General features: G+C 59.6%; 17 protein-coding genes and 2 pseudogenes. 7 read left to right on the top strand and 12 right to left on the bottom strand.

The window, feature by feature from the left end; translation table 11 throughout:
• Positions 1–25: 25 nt before the first annotated feature.
• The 3 genes from araG to BT119_RS17650 form a co-directional block, all read right to left on the bottom strand.
• Entirely contained in the window at positions 26–1,549 is a 1,524-nt protein-coding gene (gene araG, locus BT119_RS17660) for an L-arabinose ABC transporter ATP-binding protein AraG (protein WP_072366496.1), read from the bottom strand.
• Positions 1,550–1,603: 54 nt separating this feature from the next.
• Positions 1,604–2,617 carry a substrate-binding domain-containing protein gene (locus tag BT119_RS17655; protein ID WP_058416144.1) on the bottom strand — a complete coding sequence of 338 codons (1,014 nt, stop codon included), beginning with the start codon at positions 2,615–2,617 and terminating at the stop codon, positions 1,604–1,606.
• Positions 2,618–2,800: 183 nt separating this feature from the next.
• Positions 2,801–3,673 (bottom strand): SMP-30/gluconolactonase/LRE family protein, encoded by an 873-nt coding sequence (locus BT119_RS17650; RefSeq protein WP_058416143.1) that lies wholly within the window; start codon positions 3,671–3,673, stop codon positions 2,801–2,803.
• Positions 3,674–3,953: 280 nt separating this feature from the next.
• Between BT119_RS17650 and BT119_RS17645 the strand changes: the two genes are divergently transcribed.
• Positions 3,954–5,102, top strand: coding sequence for an aldose epimerase family protein (locus BT119_RS17645; RefSeq protein ID WP_072366494.1), 1,149 nt, complete (start codon positions 3,954–3,956; stop codon positions 5,100–5,102).
• Between the two features lie 49 nt (positions 5,103–5,151).
• Here BT119_RS17645 and BT119_RS17640 read toward each other — a convergent pair whose 3' ends face one another.
• Genes BT119_RS17640 through aztA form a run of 3 tightly spaced genes read right to left on the bottom strand, consistent with a single transcriptional unit; the run spans position 5,152 to position 7,676 of the window.
• Positions 5,152–6,048 (bottom strand): metal ABC transporter substrate-binding protein, encoded by an 897-nt coding sequence (locus BT119_RS17640; protein WP_054081516.1) that lies wholly within the window; start codon positions 6,046–6,048, stop codon positions 5,152–5,154.
• A gap of 12 nt (positions 6,049–6,060) precedes the next feature.
• The gene (locus BT119_RS17635) at positions 6,061–6,930 is read right to left on the bottom strand and encodes a metal ABC transporter permease (RefSeq protein WP_003410031.1); all 870 of its coding nucleotides are present in this window, start codon (positions 6,928–6,930) and stop codon (positions 6,061–6,063) included.
• Positions 6,927–7,676 carry a zinc ABC transporter ATP-binding protein AztA gene (gene aztA / locus BT119_RS17630; protein WP_003369147.1) on the bottom strand — a complete coding sequence of 250 codons (750 nt, stop codon included), beginning with the start codon at positions 7,674–7,676 and terminating at the stop codon, positions 6,927–6,929. The genes BT119_RS17635 and aztA overlap by 4 nt, the downstream gene beginning before the upstream one ends.
• A 356-nt stretch (positions 7,677–8,032) precedes the next feature.
• Here aztA and BT119_RS17625 point away from each other — a divergent pair, with 356 nt between their 5' ends.
• From BT119_RS17625 to BT119_RS17615, 3 genes are all read left to right on the top strand, one after another.
• Positions 8,033–9,253: a putative DNA modification/repair radical SAM protein gene (locus tag BT119_RS17625; protein WP_003434243.1), complete on the top strand. Its 1,221-nt coding sequence runs from the start codon at positions 8,033–8,035 to the stop codon at positions 9,251–9,253.
• Positions 9,250–10,089, top strand: coding sequence for a TIGR03915 family putative DNA repair protein (locus BT119_RS17620; RefSeq protein ID WP_003369140.1), 840 nt, complete (start codon positions 9,250–9,252; stop codon positions 10,087–10,089). The genes BT119_RS17625 and BT119_RS17620 overlap by 4 nt, the downstream gene beginning before the upstream one ends.
• A gap of 219 nt (positions 10,090–10,308) precedes the next feature.
• Positions 10,309–11,154, top strand: a complete 846-nt coding sequence (locus BT119_RS17615) for an NAD-dependent protein deacetylase (protein ID WP_003434245.1) — start codon at positions 10,309–10,311, stop codon at positions 11,152–11,154.
• Here the strand turns inward: BT119_RS17615 and BT119_RS17610 are convergent.
• Entirely contained in the window at positions 11,151–13,514 is a 2,364-nt protein-coding gene (locus BT119_RS17610) for a DNA polymerase II (RefSeq protein WP_072366492.1), read from the bottom strand. The genes BT119_RS17615 and BT119_RS17610 overlap by 4 nt on opposite strands.
• A gap of 223 nt (positions 13,515–13,737) precedes the next feature.
• Here BT119_RS17610 and BT119_RS17605 point away from each other — a divergent pair, with 223 nt between their 5' ends.
• Positions 13,738–14,178, top strand: a complete 441-nt coding sequence (locus tag BT119_RS17605) for a CBS domain-containing protein (RefSeq protein WP_003434249.1) — start codon at positions 13,738–13,740, stop codon at positions 14,176–14,178.
• A 53-nt stretch (positions 14,179–14,231) separates the two neighbouring features.
• On the opposite strand, the gene BT119_RS17600 is transcribed toward BT119_RS17605, so the two are convergent.
• Both BT119_RS17600 and BT119_RS17595 read right to left on the bottom strand, forming a co-directional pair.
• Positions 14,232–14,777 (bottom strand): DUF4174 domain-containing protein, encoded by a 546-nt coding sequence (locus BT119_RS17600; RefSeq protein WP_003434251.1) that lies wholly within the window; start codon positions 14,775–14,777, stop codon positions 14,232–14,234.
• A 124-nt stretch (positions 14,778–14,901) separates the two neighbouring features.
• Positions 14,902–16,104 carry an aspartate aminotransferase family protein gene (locus BT119_RS17595; RefSeq protein ID WP_003434252.1) on the bottom strand — a complete coding sequence of 401 codons (1,203 nt, stop codon included), beginning with the start codon at positions 16,102–16,104 and terminating at the stop codon, positions 14,902–14,904.
• Positions 16,105–16,207: 103 nt separating this feature from the next.
• On the opposite strand from BT119_RS17595, the gene BT119_RS17590 reads away from it, so the two are divergent.
• Positions 16,208–17,113: a LysR family transcriptional regulator gene (locus tag BT119_RS17590; protein WP_003434255.1), complete on the top strand. Its 906-nt coding sequence runs from the start codon at positions 16,208–16,210 to the stop codon at positions 17,111–17,113.
• A gap of 81 nt (positions 17,114–17,194) precedes the next feature.
• Here the strand turns inward: BT119_RS17590 and BT119_RS27920 are convergent.
• Positions 17,195–17,794: pseudogene (locus BT119_RS27920) on the bottom strand (methyl-accepting chemotaxis protein); the annotation flags it as partial.
• A gap of 255 nt (positions 17,795–18,049) precedes the next feature.
• Positions 18,050–19,096 (bottom strand): annotated as a pseudogene (locus BT119_RS27915) (methyl-accepting chemotaxis protein); the annotation flags it as partial.
• Positions 19,097–19,320: 224 nt separating this feature from the next.
• Here BT119_RS27915 and BT119_RS17580 point away from each other — a divergent pair.
• Positions 19,321–19,827, top strand: coding sequence for a GAF domain-containing protein (locus BT119_RS17580; protein ID WP_072366490.1), 507 nt, complete (start codon positions 19,321–19,323; stop codon positions 19,825–19,827).
• Between the two features lie 33 nt (positions 19,828–19,860).
• Here the strand turns inward: BT119_RS17580 and BT119_RS17575 are convergent, their stop codons facing one another.
• Positions 19,861–20,112: a hypothetical protein gene (locus BT119_RS17575; protein WP_003369126.1), complete on the bottom strand. Its 252-nt coding sequence runs from the start codon at positions 20,110–20,112 to the stop codon at positions 19,861–19,863.
• Positions 20,113–20,185: the final 73 nt, after the last annotated feature.

Genomic DNA, 20,185 nt, shown 5'->3' with positions numbered 1-20,185 from the left:
ATTGTTCATGGTCAGGGACCGATTGTCAGCCGCGCGTGCGAGGCAGAGCCAATTGCAGAAGTCGCGACTCGTCAGCCTCGTCGCGATTGAGTTCACCGGTGATTGCGCCTTCGCTCATCACCAGAATGCGGTCTGAAATGCCCATCACTTCCATCAGATCGCTGGAGACCACAATCACCGCGATACCGTCTGCGGCCAGGTTGTGGATGATCTCGTAAATCTCGGACTTGGCCCCGACGTCGATCCCGCGAGTCGGCTCGTCCAGCAGCAGGACTTTCATGGGCATCGACAGCCAGCGACCAAGAATCGCTTTCTGTTGATTGCCGCCAGAGAGGTACATGATCTGCTGCTCGGGCGATGGCGTCTTGACGTTCATCGACTTGATCTGGCTGCGTGCGTTGTCACGCTCCCAACTGCCCTGAATCAGGCAACCGAGGTTCACGTGCCGGGGGCGCGCACCGATGTTGATGTTCTCCGCGACGCTGGACAGCGGCACGATGCCTTCTTTCTTGCGGTCCTCCGGGCAGAGCAGAATTCCGGCCTCGATGGCATCACGCGGTGACTTGAGTGTCAGCGGTTTGCCGTCCAGTTGCAGGCTGCCTGCAGAGCTGCGGGTAAGCCCCGAGAGCAGCCGGAACAGCTCGGTACGCCCGGCGCCGACCAGGCCGAAAAAGCCCAATACTTCGCCCTTCTGCACGGCAAAGGTGACCGGCTCATGCAGGCCCGGCCCCAGCAGGCCGGTGACGCGCAGACTTGGCCCCTGGTGCTGACGCGGACGGTAGTTGTAGATGTTCTGGATATCGCGCCCGACCATACAGGTCACCAGTCGGTCGTGATCAAGATCAGCCATCTGTTCGAAGGTTTTTACAAAACGGCCGTCCTTGAACACCGTCACCGCATCACAGACACGGAAGATTTCTTCCATGCGATGCGACACGTAAAGAATCACTCGGCCCTCGTCGCGCAGGCGCACGATGATCGCCATCAGTCGGTCGATCTCGCGCGCCGACAGGCTGCTGGTGGGCTCGTCGAAGGCAATGACGTGGGCATTGCGCGACATGGCCTTGGCGATCTCGACCAATTGCCGCTGCCCCAGCGAAAGATCGCCCAGACGTGTACGTGGGTCTATCTCGTCAGCCAGGCCCTTGAGCAGCTCGCCGGCCCGGCGGTACATCGCACCGCGATTGATCAGACCGAAGCGATTGGGCATGTGCCCGAGCAGCAGGTTCTCGGCAACGGTCATTTCCGGCACCAGATGCAGCTCCTGGTGAATCACCGCCACGCCAGCCGCGATGCTCTCGGCGGTGGACTTGAACTGATAGCTCTGCTCGCCGATCTGCAAGGCACCGCTGTTGGGCTGATAAGAGCCGCCGAGAATTTTCAGCAGCGTGGATTTACCGGCACCGTTTTCACCCATCAATGCATGGACGCTGCCGGGGCGCGCTTCGAAACTGATGTCCGAAAGCGCCTTGACGCCGGGGAAGACCTTGCCGATGCCGTTGAAGCGCAAGGCACCGCCTGCGGCGTATTGCTCGATAGCCTGTTGCATGAACCAATCTCCTCGCACGTGTGAGGGGCCTGAACATCAGGCCCCTCGTTCAGCTCACTTCCACAGACCACGCTCGGTCAGTATTTCCTGGAAGTTGGTGCGCTTGATCAGTGTCACGTCGTCCAGAGCGGTGTACTTGGGTGGTTCGGTGCCCTTGGTGGCCCACTCGTAAACATGCAACGCGGTGTCGTAACCCTCTTTGCCAGGGTTCGGCAACATAGAGCCAAAGAAGCCGCTTTTTTTCTTCTTAAGTTCGTCGATCGCATCGGTGCCGTTGATACCGATCCCGATCACGTTATCCGCTTCAAAGCCATTGGTAGAAGTCGCACGTACCCCACCCAATACGGTGTTGTCGTTCATACCGCCGATGATCAGCCTTTTGGCATCGCCTGGAAGTTTTGGCAGCGCCGAGTTGGTGGCGTCCATGCTGCCTGGCACATCGAGGGTTTTCTGTGCGGTGAAGACAATATGGTCCTTCGGCAGGCCGGCTTCCTCAAGTGACTTCACCGAACCATCCGTGCGTTTCTTGCCGGTATCCAGCTCGTTATAAGTGTTGATGATCGCGTAGGTGCCTTTCCAGCCATCCTCGTCCCACTTGCGACTTTTCGCTTCCTTGGCCATTTCGACGCCCTGCTTCTGGCCTACTTCAAAGGCAGCCATGCCCAGGTAAGGCACGTCCTCCATGAAGTTACCCTTGGCGTCGACAAAGCGATCATCCACGGCCATGACTTTCAATCCCAGCGCTTTGGCCTTGGCCACAATCGCAGGGCCGAGCGACACGTCAGGCGGGCAGATCACGAAGCCCTTGGCACCGTTGGCGGCGAGGTTATCGATAGCGGTCAGGGTCTTTTCACCATCTGGCACGGCAATCTTGATGACGGTAAAGCCATGCTCCTTGCCAGCTTTTTCGGCACCCGCCCATTCGGCCTGGAACCACGGTTCTTCAGCCTGCTTGACCAAAAAGCCGATTTTGACTTCTTCGGCAGCGGAGGTGATGCCACTCATGCCCAGAATGGCGGTAGTGACGGCGACACAGCACAGGGAACGAATCCCGTGACGACTCAACATAGCTAGCTCCTTATTTTTATTGAATAGCTACAACGTTCAGCGAGGTGGCGGTCGAGAACGCGAATGCGTCCGAAACCGGTCAAATAGTCATACCATATAACGGGTGACCGCTATGTAACCGAATGTCACCCTTGCATCTACCATCACGCTGCCGTCAAAAAAGACGGCGGCGCGATACGCTTATCAACCGGCGAAACGCTGACACGGCGTGCCCTTGACGCCGATCTGCGCCATCAGCAGCGCGCCATCGAAACGACCCTGTGCATCGGCAGGTGCGGCACTGGTGACGTACAACGTTTCCAGGTCAGGACCGCCGAATACACAACTGGTGGGATGGCTGACCGGCAGCTCCACAACCCGGTCAACACTGCCATCCGGGGCAAAACGGATCAGGCAATTGCCACCCCAGCGCGCATTCCAGACATACCCTTCGGCATCCATCGCCGAGCCGTCGGGTGAGCCTCGATCATGTTTTGCAGCCCATACCTTGCGTGGCCCCAAAGCACCGTCTGCGAGCACCGGATAGTGATAAATGACGTCGTCCAGCGTATCGGCGCTGTACAGCACGCTACCCTCGTCATTCCACAACAGGGTGTTGACGATGCCCTGCCCGTCCAGCAAACGGGTCACGCGAGCATCAGGTGCAACGCGGAACAACCCGCCTGAACGACGCACCAGAGGCACGTCGCCGCCCTCGGCATCGATGTTGTTCTGCATGCTGCCAAGCCAAAGGTGGCCGCGCGCATCGCACCGCGCCTCGTTGGCGCGATTGCCAGGTGTGGGGTCTGCCACGCAGAACGGCACTAAAGAAGTCTTGTCGGAGTCCAGGTCCAGGCGATAAACGCCGCTGGCCAGTGTCACCAGTGCATCACCCTGCTCGGTCGGAATAAATGCAGAAACCGGCTCCGGCATGCGCCATTGGCGGATCTGCCCGGCGACCAGCCGACACGCCAGGAACCCGGAAATGTCGACCCAGTACAAAGCCTGCTCCTCGGCATCCCAGAAGGAGCCTTCGGCCAGCTTGAAACGGTGCTCGGAAACGGGCAGCCAGTTCATGAAAAATGTCCTTTGTTATTGTTGTAAAGGCACTTTTGGATGTTTGTGTCGCTGTCTTGTCCAACCTCTGCCTGCGCTGACCCGTTGCACGGATTTCAGGCTGCATGGCAAAAAAAACGGCAGATCGGCTAAGGTGAGTCACAAGCCTTCAGCGACGATGGCACTACTAAATAGTATTACAATTTATTTTTCAAGCTTCATTTTATAGGCTATACATCCATGCATCGGCTTGAATCCGATCAAATAGTCTTACCAATAACAATAAAAGCAGGCAGATTAGATGAAAAAACATGCGCTCCTCAGCACCCTTGGACTGTCCTTGATGATCAGCACCCTGACCGCACAGGCCGCCGCACTCTCCAGCGAACACAGCGCGTTCGGCCAACTGCCCGACGGCTCTGCCGTCGAAAAATACACCCTGCGCAACAGTCACGGCGTGCAGGCCAGCATCATCACCTACGGCGCGACGCTGCAATCGCTGCTGGTACCTGACAAGGCCGGAAAGGTCGAAGACATCGTCCTGGGTTTCGACGATGTTCAGGGCTATCAGAACAACGGTACGGTTTATTTCGGCGCGACCATCGGCCGCTTCGGCAACCGCCTGGCAGGCGGCAAATTCAGTCTGGATGGCAAAACCTATCAGGTCCCGCTCAACGACAAGACCAACGCGCTGCACGGCGGCACGCAGGGTTTTGACAAGCGCTTGTGGAAGGCAGAAGAAACCAGGACCGGTGATTCGGTTGGCGTGAAGCTGACCTACCTGTCGCCGGACGGCGAGATGGGTTTTCCAGGAGCCCTGCTGACTGAAGTGACCTACAGCCTGAATGAAAAAAACGAGCTGAAGATCGACTACCGCGCTACCACCGACAAACCGACGGTGCTGAACCTGACCAACCATAGTTATTTCAATCTGGCCGGCGCGGGCAGTGGTGATGTGCTCAAACAGGTCGCCACCCTCCACGCCTCGCACTACACCCCGGTCAACGACAAGCTGATCCCGACCGGAGAACTGCCTGCTGTCGCCGGCACGCCCATGGACTTCCTCAAGCCCACCGCGTTCGGCAAACACATCAAGGATGATCATCAACAGTTGAAATACGCCGAACCCAAGCAAGGCGGGTTTGATTTCAACTGGGTGCTCGACACCAAGGGGGACGTGAAGAAACTGGCCGCCGAGGTCAGCGACCCGCAATCAGGCCGCCGACTGCAGCTGTTCACCACAGAGCCTGGCGTGCAGCTGTACACCGGTAACTTCCTGGATGGCAGCATTCACGGCAAGGCTGGCAAGGTCTACCCGCACTGGGGCGCCTTTACTCTGGAAACGCAGCATTACCCCGATGCGCCCAACCAGCCGCAATTCCCCAGCACCCGACTGGATCCTGGCAAGGCGTACACCCAGACCACTGTGTTCAAATTCCTCAACGACTGAAGCGTTGAGCTGCCCGGCGCCTGCAATCAGGGCGCCGGGCAGTTCAGGCTCACTGATTGCGCTTCATTGCCGCAGTCAGGGTATCGACGTTGTAACGGAACATCTTCGCGTAGGTTGACGCCGGGCCGTCGGCTGGCGACAGGGATTCCACGTACAGTTCACCCCCTGGTTGAGCGCCACTGGCTTCGGCTATCTGCTTGACCAGACGCGGGTCGCTGGAGTTTTCGAAGAAGTAGGCACTGACATGTTCGGTCTTGATCTGACGGATCAGTTTCGAAACATCGGCGGCCGACGCCTCAGATTCGGTAGACAAGCCCAGCGGCGACAGGAAGTTCACCCCGTAGGCATCGCCGAAGTAGCCGAACGCGTCATGAGAGGTGAGGATCTTGCGTCTGGCAGCCGGAATCGAACGGATCTGATCACGTGCATAGCTATCCAGCTGCTGCAACTCAACGATGTAGCGATCACCATTGGCCTGATACACGCTGGCCCCTTCCGGATCGGCTTTCTTCAGCGCTGCGATGATGTTGCGCACATAAATCACGCCATTGGCCGCGCTGTTCCAGGCATGCGGGTCGACAATGCGCTTGCCGTCCTCATCCATGCTGCGGGTCTTGATGCCCTCCGACAGTACCACCGGCTGCCCCTTGTAACCTGAAGCCTTGATGAGACGATCCATCCAGCCCTCAAGATGCAGGCCGCTGACAAATACAAGATCGGCATTTTTCAGCGCCTGGGCGTCACTCGGTGTGGGCTCGTAAACGTGTGGATCGCCGTTCGGACCGATCAGCGATTTGACGTGCACACGGTCACCGCCGACCGTACTGACCATGTCGGCAATGACTGTGAACGAGGCAACGGCTTCCAGCGGTTTGGCCTGGGCCAGGCTGGCGAATGCCGACAGCGCCAGTGCAGCCAGGGAACTCAACATCATCAATCGTTTCATGACGTACCTTTTTCAGTGAGCCAGGTGAGGTTTGGGGAACAGCCGACGCACGATGCCCGTGCGCCCGAACAACAGGGAGATGCCGTAGAACGCACTGGCCGTCAGCACGATGGCCGGCCCCGAGGCGACGCCAAGGTGGTAGGAAACGATCAGCCCGATCAGCCCGGACAAGGTCGCCAGCAGCGTCGAAATCACCATCAGGCCACTCAGCGAGTGGGTCCAGAAACGTGCCGCGGTTGCCGGCAGCATCATCATGCCCACGGCCATCAAGGTGCCCAGCGCCTGAAAGCCTGCGACCAGGTTGAGCACCACCAGCAGCAGAAACAGAACGTGGTACAGCGAGCCGCGCCCGCCGACCGCACGCAGAAAGCCCGGATCGAAGCACTCCAGTACCAGTGGGCGATAGATGATTGCCAGCAGAATCAGGGTGAAGGAGGCAATGCTGCCGACCATGTAAATAGCGGTGTCATCGATGGCCAGAATGGTGCCGAACAGCACATGCAGCAGATCGACGCTGGAACCGTGCAGCGAGACAATCAGCACCCCGGCGGCCAGCGAGGTCAGATAGAAGCTGGCAAAGCTGGCGTCTTCGCGTAGCGAGGTCAGTCGACTCACCAGACCGGACAGCAAAGCCACTGCCAGCCCGGCGATCAGGCCGCCGAAGCCCATTGCCGGCAACGACAGCCCGGCGACCATAAAGCCCACCGCTGCGCCCGGCAGCACCGCATGGCTCATCGCATCGCCCACCAGGCTCATGCGCCGCAACATCAACAGCACGCCGACCGGCCCCGAGCCGATGCCCAGTGCCAGACACGCCACCAGTGCACGGCGCATGAAACCGAATTCGATAAAAGGCTCGACCACCAGGCTATAGAGCATCATGCGTCGTCGTCCTCGGCATCACACAGCAAGGCATCCGGGCTCCAGTACTCGGCCATGTTGCGCGCCTTGCGCAGGTTGGCAACGCTGAGCACCTGGGCTGTCTCGCCCCAGGCGATGGCTTCGCGAGCCATCAGCAAGGTTTGCGGAAAGTGCTGACGAACCTGTTCGATATCGTGCAGTACGGCAATCACCGTACGCCCCTGACCGTGCCAGGCGCGAACCAGCTGTAATAGATCACGCGTGGTGCGCGCGTCGATGGCGGTGAACGGTTCATCCAGGAGGATCACCGAGGCGTCCTGCAACAACAGTCGGGCGAACAGCACCCGCTGAAACTGACCCGACGACAGCGAGCCCACGCTACGCCCTTCAAACCCCTCAAGGCCGACGGTCATCAGCGCCTCGCCGGTCAGACGCGCATGATTGCGAGTCAGACTGCGAAACGGGCCGATGCTGTGCCAGGCGCCCATCGACACCGTATCGGCGACGCTCAACGGAAAGCTGCGATCGATTTCCGCAGCCTGCGGCAGATAGCCAATCGTGCGGGTTGCCAGACGCCCCCGATCGACGCGTCCCTGAGCAGGCTTCATGGTGCCGGCGATGGCTTTGATCAGCGTCGATTTACCCGCGCCGTTGGGCCCGACAATAGCCGTCAGACTACCGGCTTCGAAGCGCCCGCTGATGTGGTGCACTGCAGGGCGGCGCTCGTACGCCACCGTGAGGTTTTCCAGAGCGATGGCCGCACTCATGGAACTGCCACCGACCAGCCAATCGCCAGCCAGAGCAATATCAGTATCGCCAGGGAAAACAGGACCCGCTTCCAGGCAGACTGGGCCATCACGGAGCCTGCTATCGAAGCGCTTGCTGTCGAAGCGTCAGAAGAATTTTTCAAGTAAAAGTAACCTGCAACTATTTGTTACAGTATTACATACCAAACACGTACGTGTTATTAAATAACATTCATGCTGGCACCTTGCTTTCCACTCATGTAGATCAAAGCCTGCGTGAATCCGATTCGGCATCGCCCCGCAGAACTCCGCCGTGCGGTACTTGTGACACCGCGCGCGCCCCTATACTGTATATACAAACAGTCAAGGGGCACTTCATGCAGCTTATCGATAAGCTCAGCATTCTGGCAGACGCCGCCAAGTACGATGCGTCGTGCGCCAGCAGTGGAGCACCCAAGCGCAGCTCGCAGGATAAGTCCGGGCTCGGCTCTACCAATGGCATGGGCATCTGCCACAGCTACACGCCAGATGGGCGTTGCGTGTCGCTGCTGAAAATCCTGCTGACCAACTTCTGTCTTTACGACTGCCAATACTGCGTCAACCGCCGCTCCAGCGATGTGCCACGAGCGCGCTTCAGTCCCGAAGAAGTGGTCACCCTGACGCTGGACTTCTATCGCCGCAATTGCGTGAGCGGGCTGTTTTTGAGTTCCGGGATCATTCGCTCTGCGGACTACACCATGGAGCAACTGGTCGAAGTTGCCCGGCTGTTGCGCGAGGTACATGAGTTTCGCGGCTACATCCACCTCAAGACCATCCCTGACGCCGATCCGGCGCTGATCGAAAAGGCCGGCCGCTATGCCGACCGCCTCAGCGTCAACATCGAACTGCCGACCGACCTGAGCCTGCAGACCCTCGCCCCGGAAAAAGACGTCGCCTCGATCAAGCAAGCCATGCAGACGATCTACACCGGCGAGCAGACGGTGCGCAACGAGCCTCGCTCGCCGCGCTTTGCGCCTGCCGGGCAGAGCACGCAGATGATTGTCGGTGCCGATGCCACCGACGACAGCACCATCCTGCACAGCGCGCAGTCGCTGTACAGCAACTTCAAGCTGCGCCGGGTCTACTACTCTGCGTTCAGCCCGATACCCAACAGCCCCAACAGCGTTCCCCTGGCGGCACCGCCGCTGATGCGCGAGCATCGCCTGTATCAGGCTGATTTTCTGCTGCGCGGATATGGCTTCACTGCCGGTGAACTGCTCGACGGTCCCGGTGATCTGGCGCTGGACATTGACCCCAAACTGGCCTGGGCGCTGGGCAACCGGCAGGTTTTCCCGCTGGACCTGAACCAGGCCGACCCGGCACTGATCGCCAGGGTGCCGGGTATTGGCATTCGCACTACGCAGCGGCTGGTCGAGCTGCGCAGACAGCGTCGCATCCGCTATGAAGACCTCACCCGCATGCGCTGCATACTGGCCAAGGCCAAGCCGTTCATCATTACCAGTGATTACCATCCGCCGCATGCGGAAACCACCAGCGAGTTCCTGCATCACCAGTTGCGCGACCGGCCTCAGCCTCAGCAAATGGGGCTGTGGGGATGATCTGCCTCGACTGCGACGACCTGTTCGATACCTGGCGGCAACAGGCTCGCTGGCTGTTGAGCCATGAAATCGATCCCAGCCAGGTCAGCTGGAAGTCGCCGGATGCCGCCGACCTGTTCGGCAGCGAAGAAGAGTATCCCAGGGAGGCCGGGCCTTTTCAGGCAAGGGTTCCGCTGGAGCTGGTGCAGTTGCTGGAAAGCGCGTCGCGTTACCGGGGCGATCAGCGCTGGAGCCTGCTGTACGAAGTGCTGTGGCGCGTGACTCACGGCGACCGCACAGCGATGATGGCCGGCGACAAGCTCGGCAGTGAATTGCATCGTCGCCTGAAATCGGTAAGGCGCGAGGCCCATCATCTGCATGCGTTCCTGCGATTTGTCGCGCTGCCGTCCGTGGCTGACGACGAAGCCCTGATGCGCCCGCAGTACGTGGCCTGGCACGAACCGGCCCACGATATTCTGCTCAGTGCCAGCGAGCATTTCATCGGCCGCATGGGTCAGCACCGCTGGATGATCGCTACGCCTCAGGACGGCGTGTATTACGACGGCCAGCAATTGATTCATGAGCGACGCTGCCCGCCTGCCTGGCAGACCATGGCCCGGCAGGTGGAAGACCCGCATGGTGAACTGTGGCTGACCTACTACAGCCACATCTTCAACCCTGCGCGCCTGAACCCCAAGGTCATGGAAGGCCACTTCCCTTCGCGCTTCTGGAAAAACCTGCCGGAAGGCCCGCTGATTCCGGCCCTCATCACCCAGGCTCGCACCGGCAAGCAGCGTGACGGCCAGGCCAGCGACATCGCCGCCAGACGCGGCAAGAAAATTGCGCTGAAGGATTGAGAGCGAGAGGCAAAGGCATCCTCAGGATCGGACGCAGAGCGTCCGCAAAGCCATGCCCACGCGGAGCACTCGGCGTAGCGTTCCGCTGCCGGGCCTTCTTCCAGAAACCAGCGATTGAACCAACCTCTGCGTCGGCGGCTCACAGCTGTGGCAGCCGCGACGTGGCCTGCGCGCCAGATGATAAGGTGACCAGTCGCAAGAGCCACCCGAGGTTCAAACATGCTCGACAGCCCAACTCGACATCTGCTCGACACGCTATGCCAGGCGATGGCCGACAAACCGTTTCTGGTGGTAACCGGCGCAGGCATCAGCACCGCATCCGGCATACCGGACTACCGCGACAAGGACGGCGTGCGGCGCGGCAAGCAGCCGATGATGTATCAGGAATTTCTCGGCAACCCCGCAGCGCGCCAGCGCTACTGGGCACGCGCGATGCTCGGCTGGCCGCGGATCCGCGCGGCACAGGCCAATGCCGCGCATCGAGGTCTGGCTGCTCTGCAGGCTGAAAACGCTATCACAGGACTGATCACCCAGAATGTCGATGCACTGCACACGCAGGCCGGAAGCCGGGACGTCATCGAACTGCACGGCAGCCTGCACCGGGTGCTGTGCCTGGATTGCCAGCAGCGCAGCGACCGGGCAACCATTCAAGAGCAGATGCTGGAGCAAAACCCTTATCTGATCGGCGTCCACGCGACACAGGCGCCGGACGGCGACACCCTGCTCGACCCGGCTTTCGAGTCCAGCTTCAAGGTGCCTCTCTGCCCGCACTGTGAAGGCGACAGGCTCAAGCCGGACGTCGTGTTCTTCGGTGAAAACGTCGCCGCGCAGACCGCTGCCAAAGCAATGCAGAGTGTCGAAGAGGCTGAAGGTCTGCTGGTGGTCGGCACGTCACTGATGGCCTGGTCGGCATTCCGCCTGTGCAAGGCGATGGCCGAACAGGGCAAGCCGGTCATCGCCATCAACCATGGCAAGACCCGGGCCGACGAATTGCTTGAAATGAAAATCCAGGCGTCCTGCGAGCAGGTATTACCGTGGCTCGCCGAGCAGCTGGTTTCGCGTTAAAACAGCCCCAACTGCCCACCGATCAGGGTGCTGAAATCGTCGTTAACGAACGGCAGGATGGCATCTGCCAGCGGTTGCAACTGACGAGTCACGTAGTGATCGTAGTCGATCGGGGCGTGGCGAATTTCCAGCGGCTCCGGCCCGGCGGTGGTCATTACGTAGCTGATCCAGCCGCCACTTTGATACTGACGCGGTCGCCCCTGCTGGTCGTTGTATTCGTCGGCCAGCCGCGCGGCGCGTACATGGGGCGGCACATTACGCTGGTAGTCATCGAGCTTGCGACGCAGGCGCTTGCGGTAGATCAACAGGTCATCCAGCTCGCCTGACAGGGTGCGCTGCACATAGTCACGCACGTAATCCTGATACGGCTGACGCTTGAAGATCCGCAGGTACAGTTCCTGCTGAAACTGCTGAGCCAGTGGCGACCAGTCGGTGCGTACGGTTTCGAGGCCCTTGTAGACCATCTCTTCGGACCCGTCAGCGCGGGTCACCAGACCGGCATAGCGCTTCTTGCTGCCCTCCTCCGCACCGCGCACGGTGGGCATCAGGAAGCGCCGAAAATGCGTTTCGTATTGCAGCTCAAGGGCGCTGTGCAAACCGTACTCGGCGTGCAAGTGCTCGCGCCACCACTGGTTGACCTGCTGCACCAGCGCCTTGCCGATGCTTGCCGCCTCTTCCTGTCCGTGAGGGCGGCCCAGCCAGACAAAGGTCGAGTCGGTATCGCCATAGATCACGGTGTAGCCCTGCGCCTGAATGAGGTCGCGGGTCTTGAGCATGATTTCATGCCCGCGCAGGGTGATCGATGAAGCCAGGCGCGGATCGAAAAAGCGGCAGCCGCTCGAACCCAACACACCGTAGAAGGCATTCATGATGATTTTCAGCGCCTGGGACAAGGGCGCGTTCTGCTCGCGCTTGGCGGCTTCCCGCCCTTGCCACACGCGCTCGACGATGGCTGGCAGGCTGTGACGTGTGCGTGAAAAGCGCGCACCGCGAAAGCCTGGCACCGACTCGCTGTCCGCCGGATGCCGCAGGCCTTCGATCAAGCCCACCGGATCAATCAGAAAGGTACGAATGATCGACGGGTAAAGGCTTTTGTAGTCCAGCACCAGCACCGACTCGTACAGCCCTGGCTGGGAATCCATGACAAAACCGCCAGGGCTGGCCTCCGGCAGGCGCTCGCCCAGGTTGGGCGCAACGAAACCCTGACGATGCATCAGCGGGATATACAAATGGCAGAAAGCGGCAACCGAACCGCCGCTGCGGTCGGCAGGCAGACCGGTGACCGTGGCGCGCTCAAGCAGAAAGGTCAGCAGTTGCGTCTTGGCAAAGATGCGCGTGACCAGTTCGCAGTCCTTGATGTTGTAACGCGCCAGCGCCGGCTTGTCCTCGGCGAACATGCGGTTGATTTCATCCATGCGCTGATAAGGCGTGTCGATGGCCTTGCCCTCGCCCAGCAGGGTCTGCGCGACGTATTCAAGACTGAATGACGGAAAACTCCAGGTCGCCGAGCGCAATGCCTCGATGCCGTCGATAATCAGCCGCCCGCTCACCTCGGCAAAAAAATGGTTGTTGCGGCTGCCATGCTCACGCCAGCCCATCGCTTCACCGCCACGTCCAAGCCTTAACGGCACTTGCAGGCGCTGGGCATGCTCGTGCAGCACGCGCAAATCGAACTGGATGACATTCCAGCCGATAATCGCGTCAGGGTCGTGCAGCGCCAGCCAGTCGTTGAGGCGTTCGAGCAACTGCGCGCGGGTATCGCAATAGTCGAGCTGAAAATCCAGCGCCTCGTCGCCACCATTGGCCGGCCCCAGCATGTAGACCTGGCGTTGCCCACAGCCCTCCAGTGCAATCGAATACAGCTCGCCGCGTGCCGTGGTTTCGATATCCAGTGAGACCAGTTTCAGGTTGGGACGGTAATCGGGCGATGGCCTGATCTGCGCGTCACAAAGCACGCCATCGGCATCCAGCGTGCCGCCAAACTGCACAGGCGCAGTGATAAAGCGCTCCATCAGGTAGCGCTCGGGCGGGCGAATGTCCGCTTCGTAGACGTCCACGTTGCCTCTGCGCAGCAGCTTTTCGATGTTCATCAACTGGCGGTGCTGCTGACAATACACACCCAGCACCGGGCGATGACGGAAATCACAGAGTTCCAGCGGGCGCAGCTCTACGCCACGTTCGGTGCGCAATAACGATCGGGCGCGCTCACCCTGCTCGGCAGGAATAAAGGCGACAGAAGGCTGGCAAGGCAGACGGATATGGCGCGGCCCCTGATCGGTGGCCAACCAGAAGTCGACCTCGGTCCCGGCGGGCGTGTCTTGCCAGTGCCGACTCAGGATAAAGCCCTGCTGTACATCCAACGCTGTTACCTCGACCGCCCGGTGAAACAATTGATTCTACTTGGCTATGAAGCTAAAGGCGCGTCTGGCAGGCGAATTAGCGGCACATTGAGGGCGTGGATAATTGATTCCTCCTATTCCCGTGATCTTTATTTACTGCTTGCTCGATGCTGCGCGCTGGATGATTCTGTAGTGGTTCCGGCAATGCACTACAGCCAGCCAGGTCCCGATCGCGGAGAGCCCCATGAAAACTGTCGCCCAGCTACTGAAATTGAAAGACCTGCAGAACCAGCAAGTGCATACCATTGGCCCGGATCAGATGGTGCTCGACGCACTCAGGTTAATGGCTGAAAAGAACATCGGTGCGCTGCCGGTGGTCGAGGGCAACGAAGTGGTGGGCGTCATCAGTGAGCGCGACTACGCGCGCAAGGTGGTCCTCAAGGGGCGCTCGTCGGTGGGTACACCAGTGAGGGACATCATGAGCAGCAAAGTGATTACTGTCGACTCGCAGCGCAGCGTCGAGGCGTGCATGAGCATCATGACCGACAGCCATCTGCGCCACCTGCCAGTCGTTGAAGGCGGGCAGTTGCTGGGCCTGCTGTCCATCGGTGACCTGGTGAAGGAAGCCATTGCAGAACAGGCGAGTCTTATCAAGCAGCTCGAGCAGTACATTCGCGGCGAATGACCTGAGCAGCGCGTCAGGCGCAGCGCGCGATTGCCGCGCGCTACGCCGTTCACTCAGTCGTCCAGCGTCTTGCCGGGCGCCCCGCCCTTGACCGGTTTGCCCGGTTTTTCGACAGGCGCGGGCTTGGCTGGCGGCTCTGGAGCAGGCGCCACGGCTTCCTGCTCTCGCATCGGCATCTGGTCGATGGTGGCAAAGATCTCTTTGAGGTCTATGGATTCTGACTTCCCGATAGTTTTATCGATCTTTTTCTCGCCGTCCTTGCCCACCAGAATGACCTTGGTACCGACGCCTGCGCCCAGCTTCAATTCACGAATCAAGGCCATGGTCGACTGCGGGTCCATGCTTTTGCCGTCACGTTCGCCGATAGTATTCACCACCGTGAACAGCACCATATTGCGCTCCGTGAAATCTTTATGATTGGCAGGTTCCTTCAGCGCGTCCTTGAGGTGACCCAGCGCCGGATCAGCCTGGCTGGGTGCGATGATGATCAAGGGACGCGACTTGCCGCGCTCCTGTGCCAAAGGGCCGTCGCTGTCGGCAGCAAGCGCTGTACCGGCAGCGACAAGCAGGGTGGCGAGGGTCAGGGACCGGATTAACATGGTGGGCTCCTTTCAAATCCATTGGGTAGCCATCGCGTACAGACCGACACGATGCTGGTCTGTTCTACCGCATATGGGTCATCCCGGTACAGCCCGATGTAATCCTTTTCCTTAATCCGTTGCGTCAGGCAGAGCGTGCAAACGACCGATCACAGGCGCTGTCCAGGCTTGCCGTCAGGCGTTGGACAATCTGCGCCACTTCAGCGGCGTCCAGCACCAAGGGCGGCAACAGGCGAACGATTTTGCCCCGAGTGACATTGATCAGCAGACCATGTTCCTCGGCTGCGATGCGTGTCAGTTCAGGTATGGCCTGGCGCAATTCGATACCGATCATCAAACCCTGGCCACGAACGTCCAGCACGTTCGAGTGAGCTCCTAGCGCATTGCGCAGCCCGTCCAGCAACTGCCGGCCTTGCAGTGCGGCGTTTTCCACCAGCGCCTGTTGTTCGATGATATCGATCACCGTGCAGCCGACCCGGCAGGCCAGCGGATTGCCGCCGAAGGTACTGCCGTGGCTGCCGGGCGTGAACAGTTGCGCCGCCCTGCCCCGCGCCAGGCAGGCACCGATCGGTATGCCGTTGCCGAGCCCCTTGGCCAGGGTCATGACGTCTGGAACGATGCCCTCATGCTGAAAGGCAAACCACTTGCCGGTACGGCCCATGCCGGTCTGGATTTCGTCGAGCATCAACAGCCAGTCACGCCGCGTGCACCGCTCTCTCAAGGCCTTGAGATACCCTGCCGGAGCCACTTGCGCGCCGCCCTCGCCCTGGATCGGCTCGACCAGCACGGCGCAGATCCGGTGCCCATACGTTATGCAAACCTTGTCGAACGCCGCCAGATCGCCAAATGGCACTTTGATGTAATCGCCCGGCAAGGTGCTGAAACCCAGACGCACAGCCGGCCCGTCACTGGCCGACAATGTGCCCAGGGTGCGGCCGTGAAAGGCGTTTTCCATGACCACGACCAGAGGCCGTTCGATGTACTTGTGCCAGCCATGCAGGCGCGCCAGCTTGAGCGCAGTCTCGTTGGCCTCGGCACCCGAATTGTTGAAAAACACTGCGTCCAGCCCCGACAGGGCCGTCAGTTTCTGCGCCAGGCGCTGCTGCCAGTCGACGGTGTACAGATTGGACGTGTGCAACAGCAGCCCCGCCTGATCACGAATCGCCTCGACCAGCAGCGGATGCGAGTGCCCCACATTGGTCACTGCCACGCCCGCCACGGCGTCGAGGTATTCGCGCCCGCTCCGGTCCCACAGACGTGTGCCCAGACCATGGGTGAAACTCAGGGCCAGAGGTTGGTAAGTGCTCATCAGGCAGGTGGCGGTCATGAGGTGAAGCTCCTTGGGTATGTTTCGGTTTTTGCAGTATCGTTAACCACCTCAAATGGATAAACAGCGAAATACTTCAATCATTTTAAAGCTGAGATTGATAATGGATTTGTTTCTGGCAATGCGGGTGTACGTGAAAGTGGTCGAGGCAGGCAGCCTGACGGCGGCTGCGCAAGCGTGTTCGATTTCCACCACCATGGTGGGCAATCACCTGCGCGCACTGGAGGAGCGCCTGGGCGTCAGCCTGTTACAGCGCACCACACGTCGCCAGCGTCTGACGGAATTCGGTACCGCGTATTACGAGCGTTGTCTGGAAGTACTGGGGTTGGTGGCCCAGTCCGAGCAACTGGCCGAGCAGGCCCAGGGGGATCCCACGGGTACACTGCGCATCACCGCGCCGCTGACATTCGGCTCGGAGGTGCTGGCACCTGCGCTCGTCGAATTCTCGCGGCGCTTTCCCGAGGTCAAGCTCGATCTGGTGCTGACCAATCAGCGTCTGGATATGATCGACAATGGATTTGACGTCGCCATTCGCCTGGGCAACATTCCAGAATCTTCGCCACTGATCGCGCGCGCCTTGCAGGACTACACCTTGACCATCTGCGCCGCGCCGGACTATCTGGCCCGCAACGGCACGCCGATCCATCCAGCGGAACTTCGCGGGCATAACTGCCTGGCGTTCGCCTATCCGGCGGGAGACGAATGGCGCACGGCCGGTACGCAGTGGCGTATGACCGGCGCCGAAGGCGAAGTGCTGGTGGACGTGAGCGGTTCGATGGTTGCCAACACTTCCGCCGCTCTTTATCAGGCGGCTCGGGCAGGCCTGGGGGTAGTGATGCTTCCGGATGCGCTGGTGCAGCGAGACCTGCAGGAGGGCCGGCTGATTGCACTCTTCCCCAACTACCATTTGCCCAAACGACCGACGACCCTGCTGTATGTGCAGGACCGTTATCGATTGCCCAAGCTGAGAAGTTTTGTGGAGTATGCGACGGGGCTCTGGGGACGGTAAGAAGTTACCGCCGGAGGGTCACCGGGTCGACTCCGGCGCGCAGCCTTTATGGTGCGCGCCGGGGTTTACCGGGAATGAACGTCAGACCCGGAATCGACTGACCAGGCTTTGCAGATGCACGCCCAGACGAGCGAGCTCTACGCTCGATGCAGCGGTCTCTTCACTCGCAGAAGCCGTCTGCTCGGAGATGTCTCGCACATTCAGAACACTGCGATTGATCTCTTCGGCAACGGCGCTCTGCTCTTCGGCGGCTGCGGCGATCTGATGGTTCATCGTCTCGATCGTCGAGATCGCCTGAGTCATGTTATTGATGGAAACACCCGCGTTGCGCGTCAGCTCGACACTGTTTGCAGTCAGCGCCTGGCTGTTGTCGAGGATGGTTGCTACCTGCGCCGTGCGGGTATGCAGGCCGCTGATCAGTGCCGCGATCTCTTCGGTCGACGTCTGCGTGCGCTGGGCCAGACTTCTCACTTCGTCAGCCACCACCGCGAAACCCCGGCCTGCTTCGCCCGCACGCGCCGCTTCGATGGCAGCGTTGAGGGCCAGCAGATTGGTCTGCTCGGCAACGGCCTTGATGACATCGAGTACGCCACCAATCTTGTTGCTTTCGTTCTTGAGCTCGTCCATCGCGGACTTGGAGTGAGTAACTTCGGTCGCGAGCTTCTCGATCTGCGCTACAGCCTTGGAAACCACGCCGTCGCCTTCGCGAGCTTCTTTGGAGGCGTTGACCGCAGCATGTGACGCCTGCTCTGCGTTGCGTGCGACTTCCTGAACGGTCGCAGACATTTCGTGCATCGCAGTGGCGACCTGATCGGTTTCGTTCTTCTGACTGTTGACGCCGGCGCTGGTCTGCTCGGTGACAGCCGACAACTGCTCGGCGGCACTGGCGATTTGTGTCACGCCATCGCGCAGGCCACCAATCAGCTCGCGCAGGTTGCCGGTCATGCGCATCATACTGCCCTGCAACTGACCCAATTCATCCTTGCGGGTGACCAGTTGGTTGTTCGTCAGATCACCGTCAGCAACACGTTCGGCCAGTTTCAGTGTTTCACGCAGCGGGCCTACGATAAGGTTGGTAATAACCCATGCTGCCAGGGCGCTCATGATCAACGCTGCAATCAGCCAGACAGAGAGCAGCATCTTGGCCTGGCTCACATCTTCCACTCTCAGGTTGACCTGATTCTCGGACAGTTTGTCAGCGCATTCAAACAGGATGCCGATGTCTTTAGTGATACCTGCCTGAGCCTGCTCAATCCTGGCCTGCGCCGCGGTGAACTGATTCAAGGTGTTCTGGTAGCTCAGCATAGAGTCCACAAGGTGCTTGATGATCGCCGACTGCCCCTCGAAACCTTGCAGATTTCTGACAAACTCGATAACCGTGTTCATCGATGTTTCCGCTGGAGCACGGTTTTCCGATTTCAGCGAATAGGTGTAGCCACGCAAGTCGAAGCGCATTTTCTGGAACAGCGTCATCGCCTGCACGATGGCATCGCGCTGCGCGGGAGTACCATCATCGGATCGGGCAATAGCGTTCAGTTTTTGCAAATCGTCAGCGCCTGCATCGGCGTACTGGCCAAATACCGAACGGGTCGCCTCACGGGCAGCGGTTGCCTGCATGAGGTTGTCGTAGTGGATGCGGTAATCCTTCAAGGCATCTGCGGCAGTATTGACCAGCGGTGTATTCAACGGCGAGTCGAACACCTGCTGCGCGTACTTCACATGATTTTCGAGACTTTCGAGTGCTTTCAGCCAGTTGCTGGCGCGCTCGGCGTCATAATTGACCGAATAGGCCAATCGGGCTATGCGGACATCTCGCGTGAGCGCCCCCAGCTTGCCGATATCGGAAATTCGCTCGCTTCGTTCACTCAGTGAAGTAATGCCTGTCCAGCCTGTCAGCGCAATCAGCACCGTCAGTACGATGACCAAAGCAAACCCGAGCACGAGCTTGGACCTTACCGAAATATTGCTCAGAGTATTTATCACAGGGAGTCGCTCTTTTGTTGGTCATCAGTGGAATGCAAGAGGCCTGTCCTTGCCATCTATCTATACAATTCACAAATGTCGGCAGCGCGGATTAAAACTTTAAAACTGGCGTCAATATTTCGCTTGAAAATAAATCCCTTGGGGCATGGTTCACCCCGATGGCATTTCCATCCGAGTCAGTTAGCATGGGCCTTTACGCACATTTGGGTATTCTGGAGAAGTGCATGAGTCTGGAATTGATCGCCTCAAAAAGCAGCTTATTGACCATCGAGGAGCGCTCTGCAATTGCCGAGATCGAGGCCACGACCAATGTGCTGCGACTTGTTACCCGCCTGACAGGCATGCGCTTCGCCGGTATTGCCAAGTTTACCGATGCCGACTGGATCGCCTGCTCTGTCTATGACCCGACAGACCTGGGTATCGACGACGGCGACGTGTTCAAACTCGAAACCACGCTCTGCAACGAGTTTTGCGTCAACCCCGAAGCGCTGTTCGTGCCGCAGATAAGCACGAACGGCCGGTACGCGAACCTGCCGGTGGTGAAACGCTACGCCATCGAGAGCTATGCCGGAGTGCCGATCTACCTTCCCGACGGACAACTGTATGGCGCGTTGTGCGCGCTGGACTCAAGCCCGACGCTGTTTGACGACCCCGATCTGGCGGAAACCCTGACCCTGTTCGCCCGCTTGATCGGGTGCATTTTCTTCGCCAACATCAACGAAGGCAGGTGACCCGGGCCTGCGCACTGAAGCAGCACTGTCGGCTCACGGGCTGACAGGCTGCTCTGCCAGCGCATACAGGGGCACGGACTCTAACAAGGCGCTGCTGAACTGGCCTTCGTCGAGTTGCAGGCGATATCGGGGCGGCACAGGTGTGACCGGGTGATCGCCATCCAGCAAGGCTTCGGCAGGCAGATCAATCCCGAAATGGGGAAACGGCTCCTGAGCCGCCCAACCACCTGCGGCCAGGACCAACAACAGAAAAATACCCGCAATGGGTTCTTTAGGTCTGCACATTCTCGTTTCTCCAATTCCGGCAAAACGATGTGGCTCACAATGAGCTACTCAGTATAAAAGCCAGGGCGGCGCC

Source organism: Pseudomonas sp. NFACC10-1 (assembly GCF_900119195.1).
Taxonomy (GTDB): domain Bacteria; phylum Pseudomonadota; class Gammaproteobacteria; order Pseudomonadales; family Pseudomonadaceae; genus Aquipseudomonas; species Aquipseudomonas cerasi.
Note: the sequence above shows the minus strand (reverse complement) of the source record. Positions and strands in the feature narration are given on the sequence as shown.